Here is a 17,541-nt window from a genome sequence, read left to right on the forward strand (position 1 = left end):
AAGAATTTGTAAGATGACTGTCAGCCTGTGATCCCGATCTCAGCGCCGGACCATTGCGCGGAGCAGTTTCACAGCGACGGAAAGCGCGGCGATGTCCACCGGGCCCGGCTTGATGGCCTCTTGGATGGTCTCCTGAATCCGGGAAAGCTGTTCGATGTTTCCGCGTTCCCAATCGGTGATCCGCTCCACCGGGTCCGCGGCCGCAGCCGTGGAGCGGGACGTGTGCCGGACCACCGCCTTGGTCATGTCGGCCAGTACCAGATACATGTCGTCCCTCAGGGCGGCCCGGGCCAGGGACTCCCAATGCGTGGCCCGTGGAAGCATAGTGATGTGCTCCAGCAACGGTATGGCTGAGATGCGTTCGAATACTGCGAAGTAGACCTCGGCCACCGCTTCCGGTTGTTCCTGCAGTTCCTCGGCGATGGCCGAGATGTCCAGCAGGCCGTAGCTGACCAGGATTTCCGAGGCCCGGATCCCCAGCTCGTGCGGCACGCCGACGGAATCCGTATGCGCCAGGCGTTTCAACGAATGGGCCAGGTTGATGCCGTGCAGGAAGCCCGTGAAATTGGTGCGCATCCGGGACATCGGCCCTTCCAGGCGGGCCAGGGCGTCGGCCACGGGTTTGTCGCGGAAGTCGTGGGTCACGTACCAGCGGACGGAGCGGTCCAGCAGCCGCCGCATGTCCAGGGCGATGGCGGCGCCGTGCTCGCTCGCCAGGCCGGCCGGCAGCTGGGCGATGGCTTCCGTGATCGAGTCGAAGTCCCAGATCTGCCGCATAACCACGAATCCGCGGGCAACGGCCGTCGCCGAGACCGTGGTTTCCTCCATGGCCCGGAAGGCGAACGCGGTGCCGCCCATGTTGATCATGTCGTTCGCCACCACGGTGGCAACGATCTGGCGGATCAAAGGATGCGTCGACAGGTGTTCGCCGAACCGTTCGGTGACCTGCCGCGGGAAGTAGTCCTGGAGGGTTTGCCAGAACCACGGATCGTCGGAGAGGCCGCCCTCGGTGAGTTCGCGGGCGAGCTCGATCTTGGCATAAGCCGCCAGTACTGCGAGTTCCGGCGTCGTCAGTCCCTTGCCTGCCTGGACGCGTTCCCTGAGTTGCTCGTTGCTGGGGAGGCATTCGAGGTCTCTGTCCAGGTCCGTGGCGGTCTCCAGCCAGTCCATGATCCGCTCGAAGCTCGGGCTCCATTCAAGGGCCAGTTGCTTGTCATTGAGGAGAAGCGTGTTCTGGTCGTCGTTGGTCCTCAGGACGAGGCGTCCGACGTCGTCCTGCAGCGAATGAAGGAATCCTGTCCTTTCCGCCGCGGACATCCTGCCCGCGGAAATCATCCGGTCGAGGAAGATTTTGATGTTGACCTCGTGATCCGAGCAATCGACGCCGGCGGAGTTGTCGATCGCGTCCGAGTTCACCAGGATGCCGGCCAGCGCCGCCTCCACCCGGCCCCGCTGCGTGATGCCGAGGTTGCCGCCTTCGGCGATGATGTGGCTGCGGAGTTGCCTGGCGTCGATCCGGATGGCGTCATTGGACTTGTCCCCGACGTCGGTGTTGGACTCGGTGGAGGCCTTGATGTAGGTTCCGATTCCGCCGTTGTACAGGAGATCGACCGGCGCCATGAGGACCGCCCGCAAAAGATCAGGCGGGCTCATCGCCGTCGTGCCTTCCTCCAATCCCAGGGCGAGCCGGACCTGTTCGGTGAGGGGAATCGACTTCTCCGCGCGTGAAAACACGCCGCCGCCGGCGCTGAGCTTCTTGGGCTTGTAGTCGGCCCAGGAAGAACGGGGGAGTTTGAAGAGCCGTTCCCGCTCGGCGTAGGAGACTGCCGGGTCCGGCGTCGGGTCCAGGAAGATGTGCCGGTGGTCAAACGCTGCCACCAGCTTGATGTGGCGGGACAGGAGCATGCCGTTGCCGAAGACGTCGCCGCTCATGTCGCCGATGCCCACCACCGTGAAGTCCTCGCTTCCGGAGTCGATCATCAGTTCCTTGAAATGGTGCCGCACGGACTCCCACGCGCCGCGGGCGGTGATGCCCATCTGCTTGTGGTCGTAGCCCACCGAGCCCCCCGAAGCGAAGGCGTCGCCGAGCCAGAATCCGTACTCGGCGGCCAGGGCATTGGCGATGTCCGAGAACGCGGCCGTCCCCTTGTCCGCCGCCACCACGAGGTAGTAGTCGTCGCCGTCGTGCCGCACCACCCGGGGCGGCGGCACCACACGGCCGCCGCCGGCATCCGGTACCAGGTTGTCCGTGAGGTCCAGCAGGCCACGGACGAACGTCCGGTAGCTTTCCTGGCCTTCGGCCAGCCAGGCCGCACGGTCCTCGGCCGGATCAGGAAGGCCTTTGGGGAAGAAGCCGCCCTTGGCCCCGGTGGGGACGATGACCGCGTTCTTGACGGTCTGGGCCTTCACCAGGCCCAGAACCTCTGTGCGGAAGTCCTCGCGCCGGTCCGACCACCGCAGGCCGCCGCGGGCTATCGGGCCGAACCGCAGGTGCACGCCTTCAACGCGTGGCGAGTAGACCCAGATTTCGAACTTCGGCCGGGGTGCCGGGGCAACGGGGATGCCGGCGGGGCTGAGCTTGAAGCTGATGTACGGCTTGCCCAGGTAGAAGTTGGTGCGCAGCGTGGCGTCCACCAGGCTGGCCAGGGAGCGCAGCAGGCGGTCCGCGTCCAGGCCCGGCACGGCATCGATGGCTTTGTTCAGGTTCCCGCGGGCAGCATGGACCGCCTGGGTCCGGTGGCTGTATTCAGTGCTGTCCGCCTCGAACACGTCGCCATCGGCCGGGCCCGGGTGGATGAGTTCGGGTTCAAAGAGGTCCGGGGCGAAGGTGTCCGGATCGAACTTCGCCTCGAACAGATCAAGCAGGGCATGTGTTGCCTTGGCGTTCTCCCGGAGTGTGTCCGCGATGAAGCCGTAGGAGTTGGTGCTGCCCAGCTGCCGGAGATATTTCGCGTACGCACGCAGGATGGCGGTGCGCCGCCAGCCGAGGCCCTCCCGGAGGACCAGCCCGTCGAAGGCATCCGACTCCGAGTCGCCGCGCATCGCAGCGCAGAATGATCCTGCCAGCAGTTCACCCGTGGCCAGGGGGTCCACCCCGCGCGGATACTTGAGGCCGAGGTCGTAGAGGAAGAACTGGCGGCCGTCGGCACGCAGCACGGTGAACGGGCGCTGGTCCAGCACTTTGAGGCCGAGATTGTGGAAGAACGGCAGGATCTCGGTGAGGCTTTGCGGTCTGGTCATGTAGAGCCGGAGCCGGGCATCCTCCGAAAGCACCGCCGTTCCCGGGCGTCTGTATACGGTCAACAGGGGGTCCGGTGCGTCCTCTTCGTCCTTGCCTGCGGGCCCTGGCGCGAAGCTCTCGAACTTCGAGATGTCCTCAACGGCGTCCTCAACCTCGTAGTCGGCCTTGTAGCTCGCCGGAAAGGCCGCAGCCCACAGCCCGGAAAGCCGCGCGGCTTCGTCGGCGGGAAACCGGGCCTGCAGCGCCTCGTCCAGGCCTTGCGCCCAGGAACGGGTGGCGGCAATGATGCGCTGCTCAAGGACCGCGGAATCGATGAGGGCCGGCACGGCGCCTCGGGGAGTGCCGGCGGGCGGCAGCAGGATCCGGAAGAACACCCGGGCCATCGCGGACTCCCCAAGGCGAAGCTCGAACTCGATGGCCTCGGATCCGAAAGCCTCACGCAATTCGCGCTCGATGTTCAGGCGTACCGCGGTGCTGTAGCGCTCGCGGGGCAGGAAAACCAGGGCGGTCATGAACCGGCCGTACGAATCCGGGCGAAGGAACAAGCGGGTGCTGTGGCGTTCCTGGAGGCGCAGGATGTCCTTGGCGTGCATCGCCAAATGTGCGGCATCGATGTGGAAGAGCTCGTCCCGCGGATACGCCTCGATGACGGACAGCAGTTCCTTGCCGAGGTGCGATCCGGGCGGGAACCCGAAGCCCCGCAGCACTTCTTCCACCGTGTCCCTGATGACTGGGATGTCGAGGGCCGAGCGCGCCGTCGAACTCGGCGAGAAGAGCCCGACGAACGTGCGCTCGCCGGTCCGTGTGCCGTGGCCGTCAACTGCGGCCAGGCTGATTTCGTCTAGGTAGGCGCGGCGCAGCACCGTGGAGCGCAGGGTGGACTTCGCGAGCGTCAGAATGGCGCTCCGGCGCTCGCCGGCTGTTGTCCCGGATCCGGTTGTCCCGGGGCCGGTTGTCCCGGGGCCGGCGGCCGGGCCTTTCCGGAGCAGTCCCAGGCCGTGCTTGCCGCGGTAGCCCAGGAAGATGAAGTTGCCGTCGTCCAGCCAGCGCAGCAACTCACGGGCTTCCCGGCCGTCGGGCACGTTGTCCAGCCTGCGGATTTCGCCGGCCAGCTCGTCGTGGATGGCGGCCGCGTCCTCCGCAGCGGCGCGGACGTCAGCGATGACGGCCTGCAGCCTCTCCGTGAGTTCGTCTGCGCGCTGTTCGTCTGCGAGCCGGGGGATTTCGATGGCCACCCATGCTTCGGTGAGGCGTCCGCCGTCGTGGTCGTCTTCCTCGGCCGTCGGCCCGGGAACGGAAAGTTCGACGCCGGCCGGCAGCCCCCTGCGGTGCGGTCCCCGGTGGACCTCGATCAGGCGGTGCGTGCCTGGGTCACGGACCACGCTGAAGACCGGATGCACGAGCAGCCGGATGGACGCGGCGTCGCGCGCGATTTCGGCGGTGACGGAGGGCGGCAGGTAAGGCAGCTCGTCGGTGACAATGGCGACGACGCTGGCGTCGGCCTCGTTCAGGACCCCGATGATCGTCTGCCCGGGCTCGCGCCGTTCGGCCAGCGAGCGGTGGTAGCGGGCCCGTTCCAGCAGCGTCTCCGCGCTGTAGTTGCGGACGTCGTCGTCGGCAACGTGTTCGTAGTAGTCGGTCAGGAATCCGTCCGCCGGCTCGATCCTGGGTGACATCTCGCTGCGCCTCCGCCGCGCAAAGGAGCGGCCGTGCTGCTGCGGTCCGCGAAGTCCCTGCGCCTCATCTCATGATGGCTGGCCCGGCGGCGGCGGTAAAGGTTCTGCAGCGCCTGAGACGTGGTGGCGGGATTCGAACCCGCGTGCGCTGCTTTGCAGGCAGCTCCCTGGCCTCTTGGGTACACCACGTGCATCGAGACTAGGCAGCCTCTGCGCGCGTGGCCAAGCTTGTTTTCGCAGCCTTTCCCCGCACGACGCCGGGTTGCCCGGCATGTCCCGACGTTGCCTTTGCTTGCGCCATGTGACGCCGTGCCAGGGACCGTTAGCCAAGCAGGGTGTTCACCAGCCGGGCGGCGACCTTCGCGGTGCGGGAATCGACGTCGAACTCCGGGTTCAGTTCGGCAACGTCCAGGTGGAGGAGCTTGCCGCTGGCGGCCACCTGGCGGCACACGGCGCTGATCACCGGCAGGGACACGCCATAGGCGGCGGGCGCGCTGACGCCGGGAGCCGTCTCCGCGGGCAGCACGTCGAGGTCGATCGTCAGGTAGAGGACGTCGATGCCTTCGAGGAAGGACGCTACGAACTCCTCCACCGCAGGAGCCGAGCAGTCCTCGTCCAACAGGTACTTCACGCCCAGCCGGTCAGCGGTGTCGAAGAGCGTCCGCGTGTTGTTCGATTCAGAGATTCCGACGACGGCGTAGCGCAGTTCGCGGCCCGCCGCGGCTTCCGCGCGGGCCATCTGCAGGAACGGCGTGCCCGAGCTCGGCACGGCTTCGTCGCGCAGGTCGAAGTGGGCGTCCAGGTTCAGCACGCCCAGGCGCTTGCCCGAGGCTGTTTCCGTTCCGCGTACCGCGGCGGAGCCGGCCACGCCCAGGTAGCTGGCGAACGCGGTCTCGTGGCCGCCGCCCAGCACCACGGTGAGGTTGCCGGCGTCGAGCAGTGCGGACACAACGGTCCCGGCGCGCTGCTGGCCGTCCTCCAGGGCCTCGCCCTCCACCACGACATCGCCGGCGTCGAAGACGGTGCGGTCCAGGTGGTAGGCGAGCGGTCCGAGCGCGGCGCGGATCGCGGCCGGAGCGGCCGCGGCACCCACGCGTCCCTTGTTGCGGCGCACGCCTTCGTCGCTGCAGAAGCCCACGACGACGGCGGGCCGGGTGCGGGCGGCGGCGTCGCCGTCGGGAGTGTACGGGGTGATCGCCTGCCACCAGCGGCGGTGCTCCGCGCCGTCGCCGTCGAAACGGCCCGTCCAGGCCTCGGGACGGATATCAACGGGGAGGGTGCTGGTTTCCATGGTTAAAGCACACCGCAGGCCGCGCCCCGAAAACAGCGCCGCCCGCGGTGCAGTGTCCGGAATCCCGGACGGTCCGCGAGTTGGCACTTCACGGCAGTGTTTCCGCCAAACATTGCCGTGAAGTGCCAACTCGGCGAAGAGGTATGGAGGCTATTTGATGCCCAGGATCTCCTCCACCTGGCCGATGCCGAAGAAGAGCAGGAACGCCGCGGCGACGGCCCACATGAGCGGGTGCACCTCGCGGGCACGGCCCTGGAAGGTGCGGATCAGCGCGAAGGAGATGAATCCGGCGCCCAGGCCGTTGGCGATCGAGTAGGTGAACGGCATGAGGGCCATGGTCAGGAACGCGGGAATGCCAACGCCCCAGTCCTGCCAATGGATCTTGCCCACCTGGGACACCATCATGAAACCCACCACCACCAGGGCCGGTGCCACGGCTTCGAACGGGACCAGGTTGATCAGCGGGGTGAAGAACATGGCCACCAGGAACAGCAGGCCGGTCACGATCGAGGCCAGGCCGGTCCGTGCACCCTCGCCGATGCCGGCACCCGATTCCACGAAGATCTGGTTGGAGGACACGGACGAGCCGCCACCGATGATCGCGCCAAGCGCGTCCACTTGCAGGACACGGTCCACGTTGGGGATGTTTCCGTGTTCGTCTATGTTTCCTGCTTCCCTGGCCAGGCCCACCATGGTGCCCATGGCGTCGAAGAAGATGCTGAGCAGGATCACGAAGGCGAGGAGCGTGGCGGCGATGATGCCGAGGTGCTGGAACGCGCCGAGGGGGTTCGCCTTGCCGATGATTGATAGGTCCGGGGCAGCCCATTCGGTGAACTTGGGGGCCACCAAGGACCAGCCGCGGGGGTTGTAGGTCTTCCCGTCGAAGCTCGGACCGATGTGGAGGGTGAATTCCAGGATGGCCGCGAGGGCGGTGGATGCGACGATGCCGATCAGGATGGCGCCGCGCACTTTGCGGACCACCAGGGCGATGGTCAGGATCAGGCCCACCACGAAAACCAAGGTGGGCCAGCCCAGGAGCTTCCCGTCGACGCCCAGGCCCAGCGGGACCGTGGTGCCGGCGGCATCCGGGATACGGCGCACGAAGCCGGCGTTGACCAGGCCGATCAGGGCGATGAAAAGGCCGATGCCCACCACGATCGCCGTCTTCAGCGCTTCAGGCACCGCTTTGAAGACCGCGGTCCGGAATCCCGTGAGTACCAGGATCAGCATGGTCAGGCCGGACAGCATCACGAGGCCCATCATGTCCGGCCACGTCAGGCCGGGGTGCGAAGCAATCGTGACGGCCACGAAGGCGTTGACGCCCAGGCCGGTGGCCACTGCGAAGGGGTGCTTGGCCCAGGCGCCCATGAGGATGGTCAGGATGCCCGCAACGAAGGCGGTGGTTGCAGCGACGGCGGTGAAGCCGAGGCTGTTTCCGTTGGAATCGGCGCCCGAGAGGATCAGGGGGTTCAGGACCACGATGTAACTCATGGCGAAGAACGTGGCGAAGCCGCCGCGGATTTCACGCGAATAGTTGGAACCGCGCTCCGAGATCTTGAAGTAGCGGTCGATGGCTGAACCCTGTTTGAGCTGTGAACCCTGATTGAGCATGGAGATCTCCGGGAAGTGGTGGGGGTGTGCTCTCAAATCCTAAGCCCGCAGGGAAAGCCTTACAGGAAATTCGCCTAGGGTGTAAGGAATCCAACACCGTAAGGAATCCGACAAAAGGGAGTTATCTGTCCATGCGCCCCGCCCGCCAGCTCTTGGTCACCGCTGCCGCTGCCCTGCTGTTCATCGCCACGGTGCTTTTCGGGGCTGCCCCGGCTTCCGCCCACGACGTCGCGGAGTCCACCTCGCCCGCCAATGGCTCCACCGCCGCGACCGTGCCGGACTCAGTTTCAGTCACCTTCAATAACCAGCCCCTGGCGCTCGGCGCGTCCATCGCCGTGAACGACGCTTCCGGGCAGAACTGGGCCGAGGGGCCGGTGGAGATCGTGGACGCGGTGGTCTCGCAGAAGCTGCGCCCCGGCGCTCCGGCCGGGAAGTACACGGTAGTGTGGCGCGTCGTGAGCTCGGATTCGCATCCGATCGAAGGAAACTTCACCTTCACGGCCCGGGCGGGAAGCACGACGCCGGGCGGCGGCACCGCGTCCGCCTCGCCGTCGTCGGGCGCTTCGGCCGGTACGGTTCCTTCCGCCGGGACCGTGGCCCCGGGTTCATCCACGACGCCGGAAAAGACGCCCGACGCGTCCCAGCCGTTCCCTTGGAGCATCGTCGGGTTCGCCGTGGTCGCCCTCGCGCTGCTTGTGTTCCTGGGCGTGACAGCCCGCCGCAAGCTGGCAGGCGGCAACGACGAGGAATAGAAGGAGTTAAGCCAGTACCGTGACCGCGGGGAAGCTGCCGGTCAGGGCGGCGTGCACATTGTCCGGGTGCACCTTCGCAGAAATGGCCTGCCCCACCACCTTGGCTTGGCGCAGCACTTCCTTCGGGGTGGGACTGACGAGCTCGCCGACTCCCACCAGGTACATCCCCATGGCGCGCAGCGCTGCCGTGAGGTTCTGGCCGATCGCGATACCCAGTTCCGCGAGCATGCGGCGCAGCTGGCTTTGCCCGCAGCGCGTCAGCACGATGTTGTCCGCGAGCAGCACTCCGTGCTCGGTATGGATTGCCCACACCTTCTCTTCGGTGGGGCGCTGGTGGGCCAGGCGGTCGAGGCGGACGGCGGGCGTCGTGGTCCGGACGTCGAGATGGTGGCTGGCGGCATAGTTGCGCAGGTGGCGGAGGATCTCGTTGCGTTCCTGCAGGGACGCAGCGTGCGGATCGTCGCAGCGGCCCAGTTTGCCGGTATGCGTGGAGACGCCGGCAAAGGGGAAGGAGTGCCCGTTGAGGCCACTGACCACGATGGCATTCACGCCGCGGCGACTGAGCTCGCTCGCGACGGCCAGGCCCGGCATGCCGGCGCCAATCACCACGGTGGTGGTGCGCTCCGCATCCGGGGCAAGCATGAACTGCACGCTTGGTTCCTCCTTGGATAGTGCCCGCCCATTGGCAACCAGCCAACAGGCAATCAGGGGGTTGCGTCCGGTATCCCCAAGCGGCCGCACGGAACAGAACGGAATGTGCCGTAGGACACATTTTCCGTTTGCCGTGCGTTGAACACTACAGAATTTTCCGGCCGGAGGATAGCCGGTTCTGTGCCCGCAGGAGCCTGCTTGATTCGATTCCGGGAACCGAGAATAGTGAGCATTGGAGGCCCCGACCCGCGGCCTGCAGGGGAAGATAAGCCAGGGCAGCGGCCTCTGGCAGAATAACGGCAACAAGAAGCCAGCAGTGCGAGGAGGCGGGCCCCATGGACCAGCACGACAGCGAGCAGGAACCCACCATTGCCCCGGGCGGCATTGTGGTGGGCGTGGACGGCAGCGAGCACGGCCAGTGCGCCCTGGTGTGGGCAGCGCGGGAGGCCGAACGCAGGAACCTTCCGCTGCACGTTGTGACCGCTTACTCGGTGCCGATCTTCGCCGCCTCCGGCCTGGACGGCGGCTACGCCACGGTGGACGACTCCGTGATCCGGGAAGGCGCCGAGGAAATCGTGCGCCAGGCCCTTGCGAAGGTCTCCGTCTATCCGATCGACGTGGACGGCTCGGTGGAAAACGGCGATGCCTCCGGCGTGCTCCTTGAGCTCTCCGCGTCCGCCGAACTACTGGTCTTCGGCACCCGCGGCCGCGGCGGGTTCGTGGGCCGCCTCCTGGGTTCCGTGAGCAGCGCACTGCCCGCCCACTCCAAGTGCCCCACAGTGACCGTGCCGCTCTACTGCGGGGACCGTCTTGGCGAACCCACCGAGGACAAGCACGTCAAGGCCGAACGGGCCAAGTCCGGGCCGCGCGCCATCGAAAACGTCGTGGCTGTGGGCGTCGACGGTTCCGAACAGGCCCGGGTGGCAGTGCTCGACGCCGCCGAAGCCGCCGCGCGGATGGGCGCCAAACTGCGGGTGATCTGCGCCGTTCCCGAATACAGCGGATCCCTCGCCTGGGTCCCGGCACCGTTGGACCGGGAAGCCCTCTTCAAGGACATCCGCGTCCAGCTGGACGCGGGCCTGGCCTGGATCCGGAGCCATTTCCCGCGCCTGACCATCGAGACGGAGCTCCTGGACGGTTCCCCCGTGGACGTCATGGTCGAGGCAAGCAGGAACGTGGAACTGGTGGTCCTGGGCACCCGCGGCCGCGGCGGCTTCACCGGAATGCTCCTGGGCTCCACCTCGGACGGCGTGCTGCACCACGCCAGGGGCCCCGTCATGGTGGTCCCGGACCGCGAGGACCCGCGCCTGGCCGACCGCGCGGCCTTCGGCCCGATGCTCGGGGCCGCGTAGGCCTCCCGGACCACGGACCTTCCGGACAGTCCCCAGGCAGGCACCATGGCTGAATCGAAGACATCTCCCGGGTTCATCATCGGCCTGGACAGTATCCGGGTCGGCATGCTCGCCGAGGTGGGCGGCAAGGCGGCCAATCTCGGCGAAATGACCGGAGCGGGCCTGCCTGTTCCGCCCGGCTTCTGCCTGACAACCGAGGCGTACCGCGAGGCCCTGCGGGCCGAGGCGCCGGACAGCGCGATCGGCCCCGTTTTGTCCGAGCTGGCAGCAGCGCCAGCGGATGATCTCGAAAGGCTGGCGGACCTGGCCGCCCGCGCCCGTACCGCAGTGCTCGACGCCGGAATGCCGGCCGCCGTCGAAACCGCCGTGCGGGACGCGTACCTCAGCCTCGGGCCGGACGCCGCGGTGGCGGTCCGCTCGTCCGCCACGGCCGAGGACCTGCCGTTTGCCAGCTTTGCCGGCCAGCAGGACACCTACCTCAATGTCGTCGGAGCGGATGCCGTGTTGGATGCGGTCCGGAGGTGCTGGGCGTCGCTCTGGACCGACCGTGCCGTCAGTTACCGCGCCAGCAATCGGATCGACCACGCCGCGGTGAGTCTCGCCGTCGTCGTCCAGGTCATGGTGGATGCCGCCACCGCAGGGGTGCTGTTCACCGCCAACCCGGTGACCGGGCGCCGGCGCGAGGCCGTCATCGACGCCAGCCCCGGGCTGGGCGAGGCCGTGGTTTCGGGTGCCGTGAACCCGGACCACTTCGTGGTGGACTCGGTGACGGGAAGCATTACCGAGCGGCGCATTGGGGACCGGACACTGGTGATCCGGCCGCTTCCGGGCGGCGGGACGGAGCGGGTCGAAACCTCGGGCGGCGTGACTGGCGCGGACGGCCACGGCGAACCCTGCCTCGACGACGCCGGCATCCGGGCGCTCGCGGCCCTCGGCCGCCGGGTCGAGGAGCATTACGGCGCCCCGCAGGACACCGAGTGGGCCGTCGACGGCGAGGGCAAGCTGTGGCTGACCCAGGCCCGCCCCATCACCACGCTTTACCCGCAGGTCACTCGGCCGCCGTCGTCGCCGCGTGCGCATGCCTACCTGTGTTTCAGCCTGGCCCAGGGCCTGACCCGGCCGCTCACCCCGATGGGGCTGGCGGGGATCCGGCTCATGGGGTCGTCGGTGGCGAAGGCCGCAGGCTTTGACGTCCCTGATCCGAGGAACGGGCCCCCGCCCTTCTACGAGGCCGGCCAGCGGATCTACTTCGACCTGAGTGCCGTACTCCGCAGCGGCACCGGCCGGGCGATCGTGCCGCGCATCTTCGATGTCATGGAGGCGCGCTCCGCGGCGGTGATGCGTGGCCTGTTCGAGGATCCTCGCTTCGCGGTCACCAGCAGGACCCCGTTCAGGCTGATCCGCCACGTGGCCCCGGTGATTGCCAAGTACAGGGTTCCGGAGACGCTGCTGCGCGCGGTGTTCCGTCCCGACGCCGCACTGGAGCGGGCCCGCCGCTTCGGGGAGACATTGCAGTCCCGCTTCGACGTCCCGGCGGAAGCAAGCCCCAGGGAGCGGCTGGAACACGCCGAACGCATCCTGGGCCGTGAACTCTTCGCCATCCTGCCCAACACGCTGCCGCCCGCCTTTGCCGGCTTCGCGATGCTGGGCTTGGTCCGCCGGATCCTCGGCAAGGACGCTCCCTGGGACGAGCTGCAGCTGGTCATCCGCGGCCTGCCGAACAATGTGACCACCGAAATGGACCTTTCCCTGTGGCGCCTGGCAGAGGCCATCAAGGAAGACCCCGCCTCCGCCGAGGCGTTCGCGTCCATGGCGCCGCAGGACCTCGCGGAGCAGTATCGCGACGGCGGACTGCCCGCCGCAGCGCAGTCGGGCCTGGCCTCGTTCCTGGCCGAGTACGGGCACCGGGCCATCGCCGAGATCGACCTCGGGATGCCCCGTTGGGCCGATGACCCCACCCACATCATCGGCGTCCTGGCGAACTACCTCCGCCTGGAAGACCCGGATCTTGCGCCGGACCGGCAATTCGCGAAGGCCTCCCGGCAAGCCGAGGCGGAGGTGGCCACCCTGGTGGCGCGGGCGCGTGCAATTAGCCCGCTCCACGCCAGGATCGTGAAGGGCGCGCTGGCCCGGACCCGGACGTTCGCCGGCATGCGGGAACTCCCCAAGTACCGGCTGGTGGAGGGCTTTGCCGCCGTCCGCGCCCAGCTGTTGCTGGTGGGCGCGGAACTAGCTGCGATGGGCAGGATCGCTGCGCCGGAGGACGTGTTCTTCCTGGATTTCACGGAAGCACACAGCGCCCTCAGCGGCGCCGACCTGCGCGGGCTCGTGGCCGAGCGGCGCGAGGCTTACGAACTCGAGCTCAGGCGCCGCCACGTACCCCGCGTCCTGTTGTCGGACGGCACCGAACCCGAAGCCGTGGCGGCCCGCGGTGGCGTCGGGGCATCCGCCGACGGAGTCCTGGCCGGGAGTCCGGCTTCGGCCGGGACGGTCACAGCCGTGGCCCGCGTAATCCTGGACCCGGTGGGCGCCCGGCTGGAGCCCGGGGAAATCCTCGTCGCACCGTCCACGGACCCCGGCTGGACTCCGCTCTTCCTGACCGCCGGGGGACTGGTCATGGAAATGGGCGGAGCCAATTCGCACGGGGCTGTTGTGGCGCGCGAATACGGGATTCCCGCCGTCGTCGGGGTCCCGGACGCGACGAACCGGATCCGCAGCGGGCAGACCATTACGGTCGACGGCGCGGCGGGAACCGTGGTGCCGGAAGGCTGATCCGCTAACCTCCCGTCGCTTCGTCGCAGGCTTCGTGCGATCCCGCGTGGATTCTTGCTACCTGGCTGGCGACCGGGCCGACCTTACCCGCCTGATCCATCACAAAGCGCACCAGTTCCGGCATGCCGCCCGGAAACTCCTCCAACGACCCCGGTGGCGAAATCGCCGAAGCCTCTATGCCCAGGCAACTCGCATTACCCGAGGCGTCTGCAACAGCCGAGGGCCCGCTCAGCAAGAGTGCGCAGGCCGCGACGGCGGTCATCGCCCCACAGCGGACGTACCATCTCCGGTTCATTGTTCTCCTCCTCCGTTCCTGGAACGTCTGGGAGACCGAACGGGAGTTCCTGCCAGAGTCCCGGTAGGTCAAAGTATCCGCTCGCCCCAGCGCGGGTTCAAGGTCGAAACCGCCACGGTGGGCCCGACGGGCAAGGCGCGTCCGGACGGCCTGTTTTCCGGCTTGTGAACGGTGGATACTCGGTGTTGTAGCGAGGGTGTTGGGCAGCCGGACGGATGCTCCTCACGGCAGTATTTCCGGGATTGTTGGTGGGTGATGTGGCGCGGATCGAGCCGATCTTGTTGGCCGCGGCTGCCCTGATGCTGTGCGGGTGTACCGGGTGCTCCGGAGACTCCGGGCAGCCGACGGTCCACTCCGGCGTGGTCACCGGCTACGTCCTGACGGCGCCTGTCTGTCCCGTGGAACGTCCGGGCATGGAGTGCGCGCCGCGCCCCGTATCGGGAGCCGCCGTCGTCGCCCTGGAAGGAGACGCCGTCCGCCGGTCAACGACCACCGACACAGCGGGTGCCTTCAGCATCACCTTGCCCGACGGCGGTTACGTCATCAGGGCAACAAACGTCGGCGGCTATGCGTCGACGGCGTCCGCGGATGTGGTGGTCACGGACCATCCTGTCCACATCACCCTGGTTGTTGACAGCGGAATCCGCTGAACCGGGTGAAGCGCCGCTGAATGTCTGGACCGTTGGACGTCTGGACCCCTGAACGTCTGGACCGGGCCGGGCCGTTGCCCTATCGTGATGGAACCGAGCACACTCGGCCGGAGCCCCCGCAGCGGAGGTACAAGATGGGGATCATTTCATCTGGTTTTCACGGAAGACGGCAGAGGGGCAATCCGGCGTTGCCGCCCGGGCAATCAGAGACGGCAGGCTTCCCGGTGCTTACCGCCGGGCCCGCACCCCATATCCGCACCGCAGACTGGGAATTCTTCATCACGACGGAAACGGGGAAGCGCCACACTTGGTCCTGGGATTCCTTCATGGCGCTCCCGCAGGCCGAGATCCGCACGGACATCCATTGCGTCACCAGCTGGTCCCGCTTGGGGACATCGTGGCGGGGAGTGTCACTCGATACTTTGTTCGAGGACGTGCAGACAAGCTGCGCGTTTGCAACGGCCCATTCCTATGGCGGATACACCACGAACGTCCCGCTGGACGACCTCCTGGGCGGCCGCGCGTGGGTGGCCTGGGAATTCGACGGCGAGCCGCTGGAACGGGCCCACGGCGGACCTGCCCGCTTGCTCGTGCCGCATCTCTATTTTTGGAAAAGCGCCAAGTGGATCAAGGGCATTGAGCTGACCCAGGACGATGTTCCGGGCTTTTGGGAATCCAACGGTTACCACCTCCACGGCGATCCGTGGCGGGAAGAGCGCTACTCATGAAGCCGGCCCGATGAGTACCCTGTGGCGCGTCGCCGACGTCGTCAGCGGTGTTCCCGAAACTGAAAAGTCGAGGACCATCGGCTTGCGGGTGGCCGGCCTGGACGGCTACCTCGCCGGCCAGCACATCGACATCCGGCTCACCGCGGATGACGGCTACACGGCGGTGAGGTCCTATTCCGTGGCTACCGTGCGCATGGACGAAATCCTCGAGATAACGGTCGACGAGTTGCCCGACGGCGAGGTCTCACCGTATCTGGTCAGGGACCTGGCGGTGGGTGAGCAACTGGAGATCCGGGGCCCGGTGGGCGGCTGGTTCGTCTGGCGCCCGTCGGACCCGAGCCCTGTCCAGCTGATCGCTGGGGGATCCGGCGTCGTCCCGCTCATGTCCATGGTCCGTGCGCATGAGGCGTCCGGAAACAGCTCGCCGTTCCGGCTGCTGTACTCCCTCAAGTCCCCTGAGACGGGGTTTTATCAGGAGGAGCTGCGCACCCTGGGACGTGAATCGTCCAAGTTCATGGTGGACTACGTCTACACCCGCCAAGTGCCCGCAGGCTGGCCAAGCGCTCCGGCGCGGCTCACGGCAGAAACCCTGCTGGCCAACATCCTGCCGGCGGACGACGCTCCGGCCATCTTCGTCTGTGGCCAGACGGTATTTGTCGAAACGGTCGCAGAATGGCTCGTGCGGGCCGGCTATCCCGCCGCCACGATCAAGACTGAACGCTTCGGCGGGACGGGAGGAACGCGGTGAGCAGCAACAACGGCTCCGCTCCCGGCGCTGAGGATCCGCGCTTCGAGGACCAGGACATAGCCGGAACCCTTGGGAATCCGATACCGCATCTCGACGGAAACGCGGCCGCGGGAGCGCTGTGGGAACTGTTCCGCTTCGACATCATTGCAGCGATCGGACGGTGCAAGCACTGCGGCGCGGTCAGCGTGGTGGCCCGGGCAACGGTGTACCCCGACGGCCCGGGAATCGTTGTGCGCTGCAGCTCCTGCGAAGGCGTCCTGCTGCGCCTGGTGGAGACTCCCACCCGGTTTTGGCTTGATGTGAGCGGACTGAGCTACCTGGAGATCGACCGCGAGGGTTAGCTACGCGTGCTGGTGCGTCTCGTGCTCCGAATGGCTCGCCGGCTCCAGCTGGAAAGTGCAGTGGTCCGTGTCGAAATGCGAGCCCAGGCACGAGGTCAGGTGGTCCAGGAGCCGGTCCGTGCCGGTGGCATTGAGGATGCTGTCCTCCACCACCACATGGGCGGAGAACACCGGGACGCCGGAGGTGATGGTCCAGATGTGGATGTCGTGTACGCCCACCACGCCGTTCACGGAGAGGATGTGCTCACGGATCATGCTGACCTCCACGCCCTTCGGGCTGGCCTCGAGGAGCACGTCCACCACGTCGCGGAGCAGGTGCCAGGCCCGGGGCAGGATCATCAGGGAGATCAGGATGGATGCGATGGGGTCGGCGGCCTGGAAGCCAGTGAAAATGATGATCACGGCCGCAGCGATGACGGCAATGGATCCCAGCAGGTCGCCAAGCACCTCAAGGTACGCACCGCGCAGGTTGAGGCTCTCGTCCTGGGAGCCGCGCAGGATCAGCAGCGAGACCAGGTTCGCCACCGCGCCCAGGACGGCCGCGTAGAGCATGGTGTCCGTGTGCAGCTCGGGAGAGTTGCCGAAGCGGCGGATGGCCTCGATCAGGATCACCACGGAAATGACAATCAGGATCAGCGCGTTCGCCAGGGCCGCCAGCACCTCGGCGCGCTGGTAGCCGTAGGTCCGCTGCTCGCTGGGCGGACGGGTTGCCACCCACGCCGCCATCAGCGCGATGAAGACCCCCGCGGCGTCCGAGAGCATGTGGCCGGCGTCGGCGAGCAGCGCCAGGGAGCCGGAGACGACGGCGCCCGCCACCTGGATCAGCACCACCGCCAGGGTGATGCCCAGGACGGCGATGAGCCGCTTCCGGTGCTTCCCCGTTGCCGTGATGCCGTGCGAGTGGTTGTGGTCGTGCCCCATGGTTATAAGGCTAGTCCCCACCGGCACCCTAGCCTCGCTTCGCTTCGGCCAGGGAACCCTGCCGGCGTGGGCCCATCGGACTGTTAGTCCCAGCCGAGTTCGTGCAGGCGCTCGTCGTCGATGCCGAAGTGGTGCGCGATCTCGTGGACCACGGTGACCGCCACCTCGTCGATCACTTCCTGCCGCGAGGAACAGATGTCCAGGATGGGCTGCCGGAAGATCGTGATGCGGTCCGGCAGGGACCCTGCCTCCCACCACGAGTCCCGCTCCGTCAGCGGCACCCCCTCGTACAGCCCGAGCAGCACGGTGTCCGGGTCTTCTCCCGGCCCGGGGACATAGTCGTCTTCGATGAAAACCGCCACGTTGTCCATGGCACGGGCGAGCCTGCGCGGGATCAGGAGCAGGGCATCGCTCACCGCCGCATCGAAGTCTTCCTCGGACATGTCGAAGGGTGCGCCGTCGGGGCGGATCGGCAGGCCGGGAGGCAGCTGGGAAGACATTCTTTGACTCTA

The 17,541-nt window shown here is 67.3% G+C and carries 13 protein-coding genes and 1 tRNA gene; 7 read left to right on the top strand and 7 right to left on the bottom strand.

Features of this window, described 5'->3' with window-relative positions; genetic code table 11:
* Nucleotides 1-39: 39 nt before the first annotated feature.
* The 4 genes from ACNQPB_RS06990 to ACNQPB_RS07005 all read right to left on the bottom strand — a co-directional run bounded on the left by ACNQPB_RS06990 (nt 40) and on the right by ACNQPB_RS07005 (nt 7,819).
* Nucleotides 40-4,917, bottom strand: coding sequence for an NAD-glutamate dehydrogenase (locus ACNQPB_RS06990; protein ID WP_498750290.1), 4,878 nt, complete (start codon nt 4,915-4,917; stop codon nt 40-42).
* 118 nt (nt 4,918-5,035) lie between these two features.
* Nucleotides 5,036-5,106: transfer RNA gene (locus tag ACNQPB_RS06995), tRNA-Cys, on the bottom strand.
* A 133-nt stretch (nt 5,107-5,239) separates the two neighbouring features.
* Entirely contained in the window at nt 5,240-6,208 is a 969-nt protein-coding gene (hutG, locus tag ACNQPB_RS07000) for a formimidoylglutamase (RefSeq protein ID WP_498750292.1), read from the bottom strand.
* Between the two features lie 150 nt (nt 6,209-6,358).
* Nucleotides 6,359-7,819 (bottom strand): NCS2 family permease, encoded by a 1,461-nt coding sequence (locus tag ACNQPB_RS07005; RefSeq protein ID WP_498750720.1) that lies wholly within the window; start codon nt 7,817-7,819, stop codon nt 6,359-6,361.
* A gap of 131 nt (nt 7,820-7,950) precedes the next feature.
* Between ACNQPB_RS07005 and ACNQPB_RS07010 the strand changes: the two genes are divergently transcribed.
* Nucleotides 7,951-8,571 carry a copper resistance CopC family protein gene (locus ACNQPB_RS07010; RefSeq protein ID WP_498750294.1) on the top strand — a complete coding sequence of 207 codons (621 nt, stop codon included), beginning with the start codon at nt 7,951-7,953 and terminating at the stop codon, nt 8,569-8,571.
* A gap of 6 nt (nt 8,572-8,577) precedes the next feature.
* On the opposite strand, the gene ACNQPB_RS07015 is transcribed toward ACNQPB_RS07010, so the two are convergent.
* The gene (locus ACNQPB_RS07015) at nt 8,578-9,213 is read right to left on the bottom strand and encodes an FAD-binding protein (RefSeq protein WP_498750722.1); all 636 of its coding nucleotides are present in this window, start codon (nt 9,211-9,213) and stop codon (nt 8,578-8,580) included.
* A 344-nt stretch (nt 9,214-9,557) separates the two neighbouring features.
* On the opposite strand from ACNQPB_RS07015, the gene ACNQPB_RS07020 reads away from it, so the two are divergent.
* From ACNQPB_RS07020 to ACNQPB_RS07045, 6 genes are all read left to right on the top strand, one after another.
* Nucleotides 9,558-10,574: a universal stress protein gene (locus ACNQPB_RS07020; RefSeq protein ID WP_498750296.1), complete on the top strand. Its 1,017-nt coding sequence runs from the start codon at nt 9,558-9,560 to the stop codon at nt 10,572-10,574.
* 45 nt (nt 10,575-10,619) lie between these two features.
* On the top strand, nt 10,620-13,346 hold the full coding sequence (locus ACNQPB_RS07025; RefSeq protein WP_498750298.1) for a PEP/pyruvate-binding domain-containing protein: 2,727 nt from the start codon (nt 10,620-10,622) through the stop codon (nt 13,344-13,346).
* 543 nt (nt 13,347-13,889) lie between these two features.
* Complete coding sequence (locus ACNQPB_RS07030) at nt 13,890-14,291, top strand: carboxypeptidase-like regulatory domain-containing protein (protein ID WP_498750300.1); 402 nt, start codon at nt 13,890-13,892, stop codon at nt 14,289-14,291.
* 134 nt (nt 14,292-14,425) lie between these two features.
* Nucleotides 14,426-15,019 carry a sulfite oxidase-like oxidoreductase gene (locus ACNQPB_RS07035; RefSeq protein WP_498750301.1) on the top strand — a complete coding sequence of 198 codons (594 nt, stop codon included), beginning with the start codon at nt 14,426-14,428 and terminating at the stop codon, nt 15,017-15,019.
* Nucleotides 15,020-15,029: 10 nt separating this feature from the next.
* Entirely contained in the window at nt 15,030-15,767 is a 738-nt protein-coding gene (locus ACNQPB_RS07040; RefSeq protein WP_498750302.1) for an FAD-binding oxidoreductase, read from the top strand.
* Nucleotides 15,764-16,108 (top strand): DUF6510 family protein, encoded by a 345-nt coding sequence (locus ACNQPB_RS07045; protein ID WP_498750304.1) that lies wholly within the window; start codon nt 15,764-15,766, stop codon nt 16,106-16,108. Before ACNQPB_RS07040 ends, ACNQPB_RS07045 begins: the two co-directional genes overlap by 4 nt.
* Here ACNQPB_RS07045 and ACNQPB_RS07050 read toward each other — a convergent pair whose 3' ends face one another.
* Together ACNQPB_RS07050 and ACNQPB_RS07055 are read right to left on the bottom strand one after the other, a co-directional pair.
* On the bottom strand, nt 16,109-17,029 hold the full coding sequence (locus ACNQPB_RS07050) for a cation diffusion facilitator family transporter (protein WP_498750306.1): 921 nt from the start codon (nt 17,027-17,029) through the stop codon (nt 16,109-16,111).
* Nucleotides 17,030-17,112: 83 nt separating this feature from the next.
* Nucleotides 17,113-17,529 (bottom strand): metallopeptidase family protein, encoded by a 417-nt coding sequence (locus ACNQPB_RS07055; protein ID WP_498750308.1) that lies wholly within the window; start codon nt 17,527-17,529, stop codon nt 17,113-17,115.
* Nucleotides 17,530-17,541 lie beyond the last annotated feature (12 nt).

This window comes from Curtobacterium sp. LFS079 (assembly GCF_047977865.1).
Lineage (GTDB): Bacteria > Actinomycetota > Actinomycetes > Actinomycetales > Micrococcaceae > Arthrobacter.

Coding starts and splice junctions, on each gene's coding strand:
- ACNQPB_RS06990 (WP_498750290.1), bottom strand. CDS start 4,917: ATGTCACCCAGGATCGAGCCGGCGGACGGATTCCTGACCGACTACTAC.
- hutG (WP_498750292.1), bottom strand. CDS start 6,208: ATGGAAACCAGCACCCTCCCCGTTGATATCCGTCCCGAGGCCTGGACG.
- ACNQPB_RS07005 (WP_498750720.1), bottom strand. CDS start 7,819: ATGCTCAATCAGGGTTCACAGCTCAAACAGGGTTCAGCCATCGACCGC.
- ACNQPB_RS07010 (WP_498750294.1), top strand. CDS start 7,951: ATGCGCCCCGCCCGCCAGCTCTTGGTCACCGCTGCCGCTGCCCTGCTG.
- ACNQPB_RS07015 (WP_498750722.1), bottom strand. CDS start 9,213: ATGCTTGCCCCGGATGCGGAGCGCACCACCACCGTGGTGATTGGCGCC.
- ACNQPB_RS07020 (WP_498750296.1), top strand. CDS start 9,558: ATGGACCAGCACGACAGCGAGCAGGAACCCACCATTGCCCCGGGCGGC.
- ACNQPB_RS07025 (WP_498750298.1), top strand. CDS start 10,620: ATGGCTGAATCGAAGACATCTCCCGGGTTCATCATCGGCCTGGACAGT.
- ACNQPB_RS07035 (WP_498750301.1), top strand. CDS start 14,426: ATGGGGATCATTTCATCTGGTTTTCACGGAAGACGGCAGAGGGGCAAT.
- ACNQPB_RS07040 (WP_498750302.1), top strand. CDS start 15,030: ATGAGTACCCTGTGGCGCGTCGCCGACGTCGTCAGCGGTGTTCCCGAA.
- ACNQPB_RS07050 (WP_498750306.1), bottom strand. CDS start 17,029: ATGGGGCACGACCACAACCACTCGCACGGCATCACGGCAACGGGGAAG.
- ACNQPB_RS07055 (WP_498750308.1), bottom strand. CDS start 17,529: ATGTCTTCCCAGCTGCCTCCCGGCCTGCCGATCCGCCCCGACGGCGCA.